This window comes from Clostridium paridis, assembly GCF_016765615.1.
GTDB lineage: Bacteria > Bacillota > Clostridia > Clostridiales > Clostridiaceae > Clostridium_T > Clostridium_T paridis.
The window spans coordinates 833,427-847,717 of record NZ_JAESWA010000022.1; the positions used below are offsets into that span (position 1 = coordinate 833,427).

Here is a 14,291-nt window from a genome sequence, read left to right on the forward strand (position 1 = left end):
GAGATGGAATAAATCCATCTCTTTTAATTTATTTATGATTATTGGTTAGCTAATTTCTTGTAACCTTCTAATCTTTCCATTGCATCTTTGTAAGTCTTTTCAAATAATGCATCTGCAGCTTCTGGGAATGCCTTAGCAAGTGAAGAGTATCTAACTTCTCCCATTAAGAATTCTTTAAAGTCTGCTGTTGGTTCTTTAGAATCTAATGTGAATGGGTTCTTTCCTTGTTCTTTTACTAATGGATTGTATCTGTACATTGACCAGTATCCACAAGCAGTTGCTCTCTTAGCTTCTTCTTGGCTGTTACCCATTCCTATTTTTAATCCATGGTTGATACATGGTGCATAACCTATGATTAATGATGGTCCCTTATAAGCTTCTGCTTCAGCAATAGCTTTAAGAACTTGGTTCTTATCAGCTCCCATGTTAACTTGAGCTACATATACATAACCATATGTCATAGCCATCATTCCAAGGTCTTTCTTCTTAGTCTTCTTACCACTTGCAGCAAATTTAGCTATTGCAGCAGTTGGTGTAGATTTTGAAGATTGTCCACCAGTGTTTGAGTAAACTTCTGTATCAAATACGAATATATTTACATCTTCTCCTGAAGCAAGTACGTGGTCAACTCCACCGTATCCGATATCGTATGCCCATCCGTCTCCTCCGAAGATCCATTGAGATCTCTTAACGAAGTAGTCTTTTTCAGCTAATATTTCTTTAGCAGCTTCAGTACCAGATTTTTCTAGAGCAGCAATTAATATTTCAGCTCTATCTCTTGTTCCAGCACCTTCGTTCATATTATCTAACCAATCTTGTAATTCAGCTTTTGCTGGATCTCCTGCAGCTATTGCAGCTTGAGCTCTTTCAGCTATTCTATCTCTTATAGCCTTAACTCCTAAGAACATACCTAATCCATATTCAGCATTATCTTCGAATAATGAATTTGCCCATGCTGGACCTTGTCCTTTATGGTTAACAGTATAAGGAGTTGAAGGAGCAGATCCTCCCCAAATTGAAGAACATCCTGTAGCATTAGATATCATCATTCTATCACCAAATAATTGAGTTATAAGCTTAGCATATGGAGTTTCTCCACAACCTGCACAAGCACCTGAGAACTCAAGTAATGGTTGTTCAAATTGGCTACCTTTTAATGTTAATTTATTCATTGGGTTAGCTTTTGGAGCTACCTTTTCAGTTACATAATCCCAGTTTGGAAGCTCAACATGTTGAGATTCTTGTGGTTTCATGATTAATGCTTTTCCTGGAGCTGGACATACTTGAGCACAGTTTCCACAACCTGAACAATCTAATGGACTTACTGCCATAGTGTAGCTTAGTGGTTCTTCTGTCTTTAATGCCTTAGCTGGAACTAATTTTAATCCTTCTGGTGCTGCTGCTTTTTCAGCATCTGTTAATAAGAATGGTCTTATTACAGCATGAGGACATACAAATGAACATTGATTACATTGGATACATTTATCAGCTTGCCATTCAGGAACATTTACTGCTATTCCTCTCTTTTCGAAAGCTGCAGTACCTTGTTCGAATGTACCATCTTCCATTCCTACAAATGTTGAAACTGGAAGTGAATCTCCTTCTAATCTGTTCATTGGTATAACTATATTCTTAACGAAGTCTGATTTCTTTTTAGAATCAACAACTTCTTCATCTACAGCTGTTTTCCAAGCTTCTGGTATATTAATTTCTACCATTGATTCGATACCTCTATCGATAGCTGCGTTGTTCATGTTAACAACTTTTTCACCCTTCTTACCATAAGAAGTTACAACAGCATCTTTTAGGTATTTAACTGCATCTTCAACTGGGATAATGTTAGCTAGCTTGAAGAAAGCTGATTGCATTATCATGTTGATTCTTCCACCAAGACCTATTTCTTGAGCTATTCCTACAGCATTTAAAGTATAGAACTTAATGTTGTTGTTAGCAATAAATCTCTTATATGATGCAGGTAATTTTTCTTCTAACTCTTCTGGAGTCCAGATAGTGTTTAGTAAGAAAGTTGAACCTGGTTTTAATCCATCAAGTACATTGTACTTATGAACATAAGATTGGTTAGAACATGAAACAAAGTCAGCTTTGTTTATTAAATATGGTGATTTAATAGCTTTCTTACCAAATCTTAAGTGAGATACTGTAATTCCACCTGATTTTTTTGAATCATAGAAGAAGTATCCTTGAGCATACATGTCTGTATGGTCTCCAATAATTTTGATTGCACTCTTGTTTGCTCCAACAGTACCATCTGATCCTAATCCCCAGAACTTACAAGCTGTAGTTCCAGCTGGAGTAGCATCTATATCTTGAGTAACTTCTAATGAAGTGTTTGTAACATCATCAATGATTCCAATTGTAAATCCATTTTTAGGTGCATCTTGTGCTAAATTAGCATAAACTGCAGCAATATGTCCTGGATTTGGATCTTTTGAACCTAAACCGAATCTTCCTCCTACAACTAATGGAGCATCAGTTTGTCCAAAGAATGCATTTCTTACATCTAAGTATAATGGTTCACCAGCAGATCCTGGTTCTTTTGTTCTATCTAATACAGCTATCTTCTTAACAGTAGATGGGATAGCTTTTAATAATCTTTCATTAGAGAATGGTCTAAATAATCTTACTTTAACAACACCGACTTTTTGTCCGTTTGCATTTAAGTAATCTACAGTTTCTTCACATACATCTGTAGCAGAACCCATAGCAACTATTACTCTATCTGCATCTGGTGCACCATAGTAATCGAAGCAGTGATATTCTCTACCAGTTAATTTAGTGATTTCAGCCATATAGCTTTCAACTGTTTCTGGTAATGCACTATAAAATTTATTAACAGATTCTCTTTCTTGGAAGTAGATATCTGCATTTTGAGCTGTTCCTCTAGTAACTGGGTGATTTGGATTTAATGCTCTTTCTCTAAATGCTTTTATAGCATCCCAGTCAACTAACTTAGCTAATTCATCATACTCTAAAACTTCAATTTTTTGAATTTCATGAGAAGTTCTGAAACCATCGAAGAAGTTTAAGAATGGAATTCTTGTTTTAATAGCAGTTAAATGAGCTACTGCTGCTAAATCCATAACTTCTTGTACTGAGCCTTCAGCTAACATTGCAAAACCAGTTTGTCTTGCAGCCATAACATCTTGGTGATCACCGAATATGTTTAATGAAGATGTAGCTAATGCTCTAGCTGATACATGTAAAACTCCTGGTAACATTTCTCCAGCAATCTTATACATATTAGGTATCATTAATAATAAACCTTGTGATGCAGTATAAGTAGTTGTTAATGCTCCAGCTTGTAATGAACCATGAACTGCTCCAGCTGCTCCAGCCTCTGATTGCATTTCCATAACTCTTACAGGTTGTCCAAATATGTTCTTTCTTCCTTGAGCTACCCATTCATCAACATGTTCTGCCATTGGTGATGATGGTGTAATTGGATATATTGCAGTAACTTCAGTAAATGCATAAGATATATGAGCTGCTGCAGTATTACCATCCATAGTTTTCATTTTTCTCATTTTGTTGACCCCTCTTTCTAAATGGTAAAATGATTTATTTTATTATGATTCTAAAATAATTTTTTAGATTCATAGAAAAAACTTTTTTCTATTCGGCAAGTTTTCTACCGAATTCCTTTGCTAAATCTAATTCATCTTGATCTGGTGATTCTTTCACAGCAAGTTCTCCGATAACATCAAAGTCATAGTCTTTCATTCTGTTAGACCATTCTTGCATAAATGCGCCGTTATCCCATCCATATGAACCAAATAAAACAAGTTTCTTATTACCGTTAGGTAATAACTTAAATTCATTTACAAAAGGTTCCATTTCCTTTTGTTCTATTCTGTTGTTATCCATAGAAGGACTACCTAAAGCTACGCTATCTGCTTCTGTTATATCAGAAATTTTTGCATCTGCAACATGTTTTATTAACACCTCTGCTCCTGCTTCTTTAGCACCTTCAGTAATAGCATTGGCTAAAACTTCAACATTTCCGCCATTACTCCAATAAATGATACTCACTTTTTTCATATATAGCACCTCGTTTTGTTAAATAATTAACAATTCGTTTGTTTAAGCTTATTTCCCACATGGAAACTCACAATACTAATTATATATCATGGAAAATATTTTGCAAGTTTCATATTAAAAGAAATATTAAGCGTTTATACTAGTCTAGCTTCATTTTACCAACCTTCTGCCTAAATTTCTACAAATTGCTCAATAATTTAACTTTATTTCATATTTTTAAAGGAATACTCGTTTTTCTTTAAATTTTCTCAATCTTTAGACAAATTAGCTAATTTGCCTTTCAATTACTTTTTCATATTATCCATTATTACATTTATTATTGCCTCTACACCATTGCTCATACTGCTCTTTCTCATAGCATTCTTTAGAACAGTTCCCTCTTTTTTCAACCTCTGTATGGATTCAAAAAGAGTATCTTTATTTAAGTTTTCCTCTTCAAGCACTAAGCAAAATCCCTCTTTTTTAAAAGAATTAGCATTTAAGATTTGATCTCCCCTACTAGCTTTCTTTGATAAAGGTATTAATAACATAGGCTTTTGAAGTGATAAAAATTCAAATATGGAGTTAGAGCCAGCTCTTGAAACTACATAATCTGAGCTTTTCATTAGGTGTGATAGTTCATTAGATACATACTCAAATTGAGCATAACCTTCAATTTTATCTAGTGACTTATCAAAGTTTCCTTTACCACATATATGAATAATATTGAACTCTTTTAATAATTCATCTAATTTTTCTCTTAGTGCATCATTAATAACTTTAGATCCTAAACTTCCACCCATTACCAAAATTATAGGTTTATTGGTCTTAAATCCAGCAATATTCTTTCCTTTAATAATATCTCCATTTATAATATCGTCTCTTATGGGAGAACCTGTAAGTACCCCCTTATTATTTTTCACATAATTTAAGCTTTCTGGAAATGTAACACATAATTTATTACAAAATGGAGCACTTAATTTATTAGCAAGTCCTGGTGTAATATCGGACTCATGTGCAACAACAGGAATCTTTTTTATAGTTGCTGCCATTACAACTGGAACAGCAACAAATCCACCCTTAGAAAATACTACATTAGGTTTTTCTTTAGATAATATTTTTAATGCTTCAAACAATCCTTTAGCTACTTTGAAAGGATCTGAGAAGTTTTTAAAATCAAAATATCTCCTCAATTTACCAGAACTAATAGAATAATATTGTATTTTTTCCTTCTCAATTATCTCCTTTTCAATTCCATCTTTACTACCAATATACTTTATCTCAAAACCTTTTTGTTTAAGTTTTGGTACCAATGCAAGATTCGGAGTTACATGGCCAGCTGTTCCTCCACCCGTCATAATTATCTTATACAAAAAATCATCTCCCTTTGACTAACTAAACCTACATTATATTATATTTTTGCTTATGACTTTATAACAAAAGATATTCATATATATTTTTCTAGTATAGGTTAAACTCTACATTAATTTTATAGACTCAATTTTAATTTGAATTGATTTATTATCCTTGTATTCATTAATACTTGGATAATATACCACTGCACATTTAATATTACAATAACTACTCTCTTCAATTTCTATAGCTTTTTCTTTTCCATATTTTCCAAATAGCATTTCTCTAAACTCTTCTCCAATATTAAATGCTATTCCGGAAATATTTTTGTTATTACCAAAACTAAAACTTACTCTAATTGAATTTTTATCTGCACCAATAAACCAAATTCGCTTAATAAAAATACCCTTTTCTCCAAAAAGAGGTTTAGGATTTCCTTTTCCAAATGGAGCTAGTGCCTCTAGCTCTTCTATAATTTCAAAACTTATTTTTTCAAATGATAATTTTGTATCTATTTTAATTTCAGGAACTAAGTCCTCATCTGTTAATTTGCAATTCTCTAATAATTTTTCTCTAAGAAGTGGTAGCTTTTCTTCTTTAATAGAAAGCCCAGCTGCCATTGGGTGACCCCCAAATTTTGAAATTATCTCTTTACACTTAGATAGTTCCTTATACATATCGTATTTTTCTATGCTTCTTCCTGACCCCTTAGGCATATCTTTTCCAGAAGTCATTATTATAGCTGGAACATTATATTTCTCTCTAACTCTTCCTGCTACTATTCCTGCAAGGCTTTCATGAATAGAAGGTTCATATATGAGCATAACTTTATCATTCTCATACCCTCCATTTTTAATTTTATCGATTACCTTCTCTAAGCTTTCACTTGTCATCTCTTGTCTTTCTCTATTTAACTCTAGCAATCTTTTAGCTAATTCACTTGCCTCCACTTCATCTTTACACATTAATAACTCTAATGCTACATCTGCAGTTTCTAATCTTCCAGTAGCATTTATGCAGGGGCCTAGTATAAATCCCAAATGATATTCATTTATATTTTTATCCTTTAAATTATTAGCTTCAATTAACGCTTTTAATCCTAAATTATCTGTTTTATTTAATTTTTTAAGACCTTCCTTAACTATAATTCTATTTTCTCCTAGCAAATCCACTACGTCACAAACTGTGGCTATAGTTACAACTTCTATTAAATAATCCATTTCCTTTGACTCAATTCCTAATTCCATGGCTAGAGAACAAATAAATTTATAGGCGATACCTGCTCCGCATAGAACTTTAAAAGGATATCTACACTCTTTCTGTTTAGGATTTATAATTGCATCTGCTGGCGGAAGCTTTTCCTCATTTATCCCTTGTAAATTTTCTATGAAAGGTACATCGTGGTGATCTGTCACTACTACTGTCATTCCTAGACTTTTCGCATAATCAATTTCTTCATATGCAGATATACCATTATCACATGTAATAATAAATTCGTATCCTTCTTCATGAAGTTTCTTTATTCTATCTAAATTCATTCCATATCCTTCATTTTCTCTGTGAGGAATATGATATGAAACTATTGCACCACATGCTTTTAACCCACTTAGCAACACATAAGTGGAACTTACCCCATCACAATCATAATCACCATATACGAGTATAGGAACTTTTTTTATAATTGCTTCTTTAATTAATTGCACGCCCTTATCCATATCTTTCATAAGAATTCCATCATGAAGATCCTTTAATTCCCCATATAAAAATTCATTTGCTTGATCCTTAGTACTTATTCCTCTATTTTCAAGAATGGTACCTATATATTCTGGTATTTCTAATTGCTTATAAAGAAAATTCTTCTTTTCTGAAGAGCTTCTCATAGTCCACTTATCGTTCATTATTTCTCCTTATTTCAATATTTGAATAGACGGTTCACTAATTACCTTCTTTACAGTTTGATAAATTAATTGAACATCAATACTATTCAAAATATCTTTATAATTTAAGCATTCAATTCCTTTATTATACATTATTTCATTTGTAGTAACATACTTAGCAAGCTCTACTCCTCTTTCAAGCCAAAAATCTCTTTTTAATACAAGCCTTTTAATTAAAACGTCCAATTCCTCATTAGTTAATTTCCCCACTTTTTCAATCGATTCTTTTAATATAAAATCTATACTCTCTATAGTGTTACTAATCTTCTCTTTTGAAGTTGATGTATTTATTGCAAGAAGCCTTATTCCTTTTTCATTTTTAAATTCAGTCGAAATATCATACGCATAACCTTTTGCGTTTCTTATCTCTTCGAATAACAACGAGCTTACCCCTTCTCCCAGCAGCATAGAATATAATCTCAAGGCCTCTGTTTCTAGTTCATTAAGCTCTTCTATATCAAAAATATATTCAATTTTAGCACCACTAAATCCACTTACTTCTTTTTCATAACTTCCGGTTCTATTTTTCTCAGTTGGAATCTTAACTCTATTATATCTTTTCTCGTTTATATTAAAGTTTTTAAGTTCCTCTAATATTTCATGTTTTTCTAAAGAAGAAACAATAGTAATTACACAATTCTCAGCTACATAATGTGTGTTATAAAAATCTTTTAGTTCTTTTATTGATATTGATTTAATTGATTTTTCATTGCCTATTATTGTTTCATTTATTCTTCTTTCCTTATATGAATTAATAAACAATTCATCTTCACAATATTGAGAGAAATCTTCTTTCCATTCATTAGCTTCTTGTAGTATAACACTTATCTCTTCACTAAAACCAACTTCACTAAATGAAGGATTATTTATTATATCTGAAAACAATCTGAATCCTTTCACAAAATCATAGCTAGAGCATGTGCCATAATAAATTACATATGGATAATTAGTCATTGCATTATTAAAGGCAAAAACCTCATCTAACTCAGCATTAATCTCTTTTTCACTTCTAGTCTTAGTCCCTTTAAAAACCATATGCTCTAGTGCATGAGCTACACCCTTATTGAAACCTTCTTCACTATTAGCTCCCGCTTCAAACCCTATACAAAATGATGTCATTTCTCCATATACTTTTCTATATAAAACTCTAACTCCATTATTTAGAACAATTTTTTCCATCATCTATTCTCCTAAGAAAGTAATTTACCTTATATTTTACCATCTTTAAATAATCTTTTAAATAAAAAGAGATTTAAAACAAGGTTATTTCCTCATTTTAAATCCCATAAAATTTCATTTTTTTAATGCATTATATCTAAAACAATTTATTATATAGCATTCCTTCTCTAAGGGAAGCTGCCTTTTCATTTTCTTCAAAATATTTTAGTATTTCATAAGAAAATTCTAAAGCTATAGCTGGTCCTCTACTAGTTATTATATTTTCATCAATTACTACTAAATCGTCTTTAGGTATTGCATTATTATGATCTAATTGCCCTTCATAACCTGGATAACAAGTGCTTGATCTACCACTTAAAATTCCAGCCTTTGCAAGAACTATTGGTGCTGCACATATTGCTGCAACCAATTTACCAGTTGCAAAATAGTCTTTAACCAACTCTATAACTCTTACATCTGCTCTTAAGTTATCAGAACCTGGTTGACCTCCTGGCAAAATAATTCCATCATATTGATTTAATTCCCCATCCACAATACTTCTGTCACATTTGACTACAATACCATGAGAACCTGTTACTTCAGTATCTCCAAGTGCAACCATATCACAAACTACATCAGCTCTTCTTAATACATCAACCACCGTTAATGCTTCAATTTCTTCAAATCCTTCAGCTAACAGTATCATTGCTTTTTTCATTAAGATCACCCCTCTACTTGAAATTGACCTCCTTAACAAAGTCCTCAAATACAACAATCATAAGATTACTTCCCCTACCTGCTCTATTTTGAAGCTTAATGTCTTCTAAGACAATTTCTCGTTTCTCTTTTTTCTTAGATATAATTATTACCTTTTTAAGATAATTATAGCCACATTTCTCTCCATTTACAATTAAAGTTTGTAAACATTTGCCCATAATAACTTCATCTTCTTCTTTTAATGAGATTCCTGTAACTCCTGAAGCTACTTTGCCCATTACGCTTACACTAGAACCTTCAAATAATATTCCCATTGCTTTTTTAGTTATAATCAAAATATTAGGATTATCTCCCATTTTTGAAACTGATACAACCCTATCACTTGAAGTTTTTAATTTATATCCTATAGTATTGTTATAATCTCCCTCAAAATCCTTAAGTGACGTTTTCTTTATCAAACCATTTTTAGTAAAGAAGTATATATATTCTTCTCCATAGTAATCATCAACTGAAATTATTTCAACAACCTCTTCACCTTGCTCAAATCCACTTACTATCTTATTAAGTTCGATTGAATCAATTTCCTCAACTATAGCACTCTTAAATTTAATTACTTTTCCTAAACTAGTAAAGATTAATACATCGTCTACGGAATTGGTTACACAGGACATCAATGAAGCTGGAACCTTTCCTTCTTTTATAACTTTTACTTGGCCTTTTTTATCTAGACCAATTGTAAAATCTATAGGTTGATATTCTTCTACATATGTTGCTTTTTTCACAAAATCTTCACTAGACAAAATACATAATGCTTGAGGATAAATATTTCTATCTGCATCTTCAAGTTTTGGCTCACTCACAGTAAAAATTAATCCATTTTCACTTTCTATTTTTATATATCTCTCTATTCTTTCACTTTCAAAAAGATCTACTCTAAGTAGTCCATCTCCTTCTTTTAGCTTAAGAGCTTGAAGTTTCGTATATCCAGTAATGAATTTATCTACAGTACTCTTTTTAATACTGCCCTTAGTAGTTATAAATTGAAGCGAATAATTAGGTGTGAAATTATTAATTACTAATGCACCAACTATCTTTTCATTATCTAGGTTAAGACTTCTTAGGATTTCGTCTGCTTTTATTCCTTTATCTTTCCACTTCATTTCTGGAATATCGTTAATTTTTATTTGATACATATATCCACTCTTAGTGAAAAGTTCAATTGATTCTCTAGTATTACCTGATAAAAGATAAGCTAAGGAATCTCCTTCTCTGTACTCTATATCTTCAGGATTAGAATTGCTTCTATTATAACTCTTTAGAGGAATTCTTTTAATGAAACCTTCTTTTGATAAAGTAACAATGACATCCTCTACTACGATTAATTCTTCAATATCTATTTTGGCTTCACTTTCATCATGAATTATTTCAGTTCTTCTATCATTTCCGTATTTATTAGATATTTCTGAAAGCTCTTCTTTAATTACTCTTAGAAGTTCTTTTTCCTCATTAAGTATCTTCTTTAATCTATTTATTTCCTTTTCTAATTCTTTATATTCTTTTTTAAATACATTAATTTCAAGACCTGTAAGCCTATATAACATAAGTTCTAAGATGGCTTCAGCTTGAAGTTCAGTAAATCCAAATTTATTTATTAAATTTATAGAAGCATCTTTCTTAGATTTAGAAGATCTTATAGTCGCAATAACTTCATCTAGAACATCAATTGCCTTAATAAATCCCTCTACTATATGGAATCTTCTTTCTGCAATTTCAAGTTCTCTTTTAGTTCTTTTTGTTACTATATCTTTTTGATGTTCAACATAATGTTTTATTATAGACTTTAATCCTAATGTTTCTGGTTTTCCATTAGCTAGTGCTACCATATTAAAGCTAACATTACATTGTAGTTCTGTCTTTTTGAACAAATATTTCAATACCTTATCAGCCATATCTTCATCAGCAGATTTTTTAAGTTCTATAACAGCTCTTATTCCTGTTCTATCTGATTCATCTCTAATATCTGTAATGGACTCTAATGCCTTAGCATGTCTTTTATCTCCTGTCATTTCTGATATTGCTTGAAGTAGTTTAGCTTTGTTTCTTCTATATGGGAATTCGGTTATTACAATACCCATTCTTCCATTTTCTAATTTTTCAATAGAGGTTTTTGCTCTTAATGCTACCTTACCTTCTCCAGTTTCATATGCAGATATTAATGTATCTTTTCCAATAATAACTCCACCGGTTGGCAAATCTGGCCCTTTTATAAATTTCATTAATTCTTTTGTAGTTATCTCATTATTATCTATATAAGCTAATGTTCCACCAATAACTTCTCTTAAATTATGTGGAGGAATATTAGTAGCAAGTCCAACCGCTATTCCAAATGTTCCATTAACTAAAAGATTAGGATATCTTGCGGGAAGAACCTTAGGCTCCATTTCACTATCAGAATAGTTTGGAACCATCTCTACAACTTCTTTTTCTATATCTCGAAGCATTTCCATTGCTATTGGAGAGAGTCTTGCTTCTGTATAACGCATAGCAGCTGCTCCATCTCCATCTATTGATCCCCAGTTTCCATGTCCATCAATAAGCGGTTCTCTTGTTGAAAAATCCTGCGCTAATATTACCATAGCATCATAAACTGAAGAATCTCCATGAGGATGGAATTTACCCAAGATGTCTCCGACGATTCTCGCTGATTTATAATAAGGTTTGTCTGGGAATGCTTTTAATAAATAAGCTCCATATAAAATTCTTCTATGAACTGGTTTTAATCCATCTCTTACATCAGGTAAAGCTCTTTCTTTAGCTACTTCTATGGCGTAAGGAAGATAATTATCTGGCATGGCTTCTTCTATAGGTATCCTTATAATATTATTATCTCTTGGTATATCATTTTTCTTTTTTGTTGCCATTATGTTCTAGTCCTCCTTAAAACTCACCATATTTATACATATAATGTTTTCTTGGTTCAACTATATCTCCCATTAGTAGTGAAACCATCTTTTCTGCTTTTGCTGCATCTTCTATAGTAACTTGGAATAAGGTTCTACTTTCAGGGTTTAATGTAGTATCCCATAATTGCTCTGGATTCATTTCGCCTAATCCTTTATATCTTTGAATTAATGAGCCTTTACCTATTTCCTTCTTAACTTTCTCTAATTCATCATCAGAATAAGCATACTTATGAACTTCTCCATTTTTAGTATTCTTATAGACCTTATACAGAGGAGGCTGTGCTAGATATAAATGACCATTTGCTATTAGTGGTCTCATATACCTATAAATGTAGGTCATCCATAGTGTTCTTATATGATAACCATCTACATCCGCATCACTTAGAATAATTATTTTGTCATATTTCATATCAGATTCCTTATAATTATCTAAAGTCCCCGTACCTATAGCTATATTAAACATTTTTAATTCTTCAGATGCTAATACATTTTCTAGCTTCTGCTTTTCAGTATTCATTATTTTACCTTTAGATGGCATTATTGTCTGGAATCTTCTATCTCTTGCTTGTTTTGCTGATCCTCCTGCAGAATCTCCCTCAACTACGATAAATTCATTAACCATTTTATCTTTTTGAGTACATACTGCAATTTTACCAGCTAATGGAGCTGTGCCTTTTCCTATTTTTTTCTTTTCTGCTTCATTAATTTTTTTGATCTTTTCTCTTCTTGCTGCCGCATCTAAAGCATTATTTATTATACTAGTTGCTAAAGTCTTATTGTCTTCTATCCATTCTGAAAGCTTAGTGTATGCTAAATCATTCATCATTGTATAAGCTTCATTATTGCCAAGTTTTGTTTTAGTTTGTCCCTCAAAAACAGGATTTGTTATCTTAATCCTAACAATAGCTGTCATTCCTTCTCTTAAGTCATCACCTTCAAATTCCTTGTCTTTTTCTTTTATTAAATTCAATTTCTTTGCCCATTCCTTAAAAGCTCTTGTCATTCCAGTTTTAAATCCAGTTTCGTGAGTTCCAGCTTCTGTTGTAGGAATATTATTTACATAACTTGCAATATATTCAGTTGTTGAATCTGTGAATTGTATACATACTTCACCGTACATATTTATGCCTTGAACACTTCTCTCACCTTCAAAAAGTATGGCTTCTGGATGAAGAGGAGTTTTACTTTCATTTAAGTACTCTATAAAATCAAGAAGTCCTCTTTCTGAATAATATTCTTTTACTATAACCTCTTCTTTTCTTTCATCCCTTAGTTCAAGTTTAATACCCTTGTTTTGGAACGCTAACTCCTGTAATCTTTCATCTATAATATCAACCTTAAAATCTGTTGTTGAAAAAACATCTGAATCTGGCATAAATGTAACTTTGGTACCAGTAACCTCTGTTTTGCCTTTAACTTGAAGAGTTGTAACTGGCGTACCTGGCATATCTTTTTTAAGTTCTTTATCAAAAGCATATTCGAATCTTTGAACATATACTTTTCCATTTTGAGAAACCTCAACTTCAAGCCATTTTGAAAGTGCATTTACTACTGCAGCACCTACTCCATGTAGTCCACCAGAGGTCTTATAATTGGCATTATCAAACTTACCTCCAGTATGTAATTCAGTAAATACCATTTCCACACCAGATTTTTTCTTTATTGGGTGTATTCCTGTTGGAACCCCTCTTCCATTATCAATTATTGTAACACTTTTATCTTTATTTAATATAACTGTAGCTTTATCTCCAAATCCATTTGAAATTTCATCTATTGCATTATCTAATATTTCCCACACACAATGGTGAAGTCCCTTACTTCCAGTAGAACCTATATACATCCCTGGTCTAACTCTTACTGGTTCTAACTTTTCTAGTGAAGTTAATGAATTTACATCATAACTTTGGTTATTTTTTTCTTCTATCATATTTTCCTCCATTACTCAAAGCCTTATAGAAGAATTACTATAAGTTTTTTAATACATTATATATATCGTATATACTTTCCTATATCATTAAAAAAATATACATAAACTTTCTACATTTGTCAAACATGTGTTCCGTTAGTTATTAATTGAAAAACAATAAAGTGACTCAAAAGCTCTTAATTACTACGGATAGCAATA

Annotated in this window: 8 protein-coding genes; all 8 read right to left on the reverse strand. The window is 31.7% G+C overall.

Annotation, left to right across the window (positions count from 1 at the left end; genetic code table 11):
• Positions 1-38 precede the first annotated feature (38 nt).
• Positions 39-3,545 carry a pyruvate:ferredoxin (flavodoxin) oxidoreductase gene (gene nifJ / locus JK634_RS11890; RefSeq protein WP_202767860.1) on the reverse strand — a complete coding sequence of 1,169 codons (3,507 nt, stop codon included), beginning with the start codon at positions 3,543-3,545 and terminating at the stop codon, positions 39-41.
• An 88-nt stretch (positions 3,546-3,633) separates the two neighbouring features.
• Positions 3,634-4,059: a flavodoxin gene (locus JK634_RS11895; protein ID WP_202767861.1), complete on the reverse strand. Its 426-nt coding sequence runs from the start codon at positions 4,057-4,059 to the stop codon at positions 3,634-3,636.
• A gap of 284 nt (positions 4,060-4,343) precedes the next feature.
• Positions 4,344-5,396, reverse strand: a complete 1,053-nt coding sequence (locus tag JK634_RS11900) for an undecaprenyldiphospho-muramoylpentapeptide beta-N-acetylglucosaminyltransferase (RefSeq protein ID WP_202768122.1) — start codon at positions 5,394-5,396, stop codon at positions 4,344-4,346.
• A gap of 120 nt (positions 5,397-5,516) precedes the next feature.
• The gene (gene recJ, locus JK634_RS11905) at positions 5,517-7,289 is read right to left on the reverse strand and encodes a single-stranded-DNA-specific exonuclease RecJ (protein ID WP_202767862.1); all 1,773 of its coding nucleotides are present in this window, start codon (positions 7,287-7,289) and stop codon (positions 5,517-5,519) included.
• Between the two features lie 9 nt (positions 7,290-7,298).
• The gene (locus tag JK634_RS11910) at positions 7,299-8,507 is read right to left on the reverse strand and encodes a M16 family metallopeptidase (RefSeq protein WP_202767863.1); all 1,209 of its coding nucleotides are present in this window, start codon (positions 8,505-8,507) and stop codon (positions 7,299-7,301) included.
• 136 nt (positions 8,508-8,643) lie between these two features.
• Positions 8,644-9,204 carry a DJ-1 family glyoxalase III gene (locus tag JK634_RS11915; RefSeq protein WP_202767864.1) on the reverse strand — a complete coding sequence of 187 codons (561 nt, stop codon included), beginning with the start codon at positions 9,202-9,204 and terminating at the stop codon, positions 8,644-8,646.
• A gap of 13 nt (positions 9,205-9,217) precedes the next feature.
• Positions 9,218-12,124: a DNA topoisomerase IV subunit A gene (locus tag JK634_RS11920; protein ID WP_202767865.1), complete on the reverse strand. Its 2,907-nt coding sequence runs from the start codon at positions 12,122-12,124 to the stop codon at positions 9,218-9,220.
• Positions 12,125-12,140: 16 nt separating this feature from the next.
• Complete coding sequence (locus JK634_RS11925) at positions 12,141-14,090, reverse strand: DNA gyrase subunit B (RefSeq protein WP_202768123.1); 1,950 nt, start codon at positions 14,088-14,090, stop codon at positions 12,141-12,143.
• Positions 14,091-14,291 lie beyond the last annotated feature (201 nt).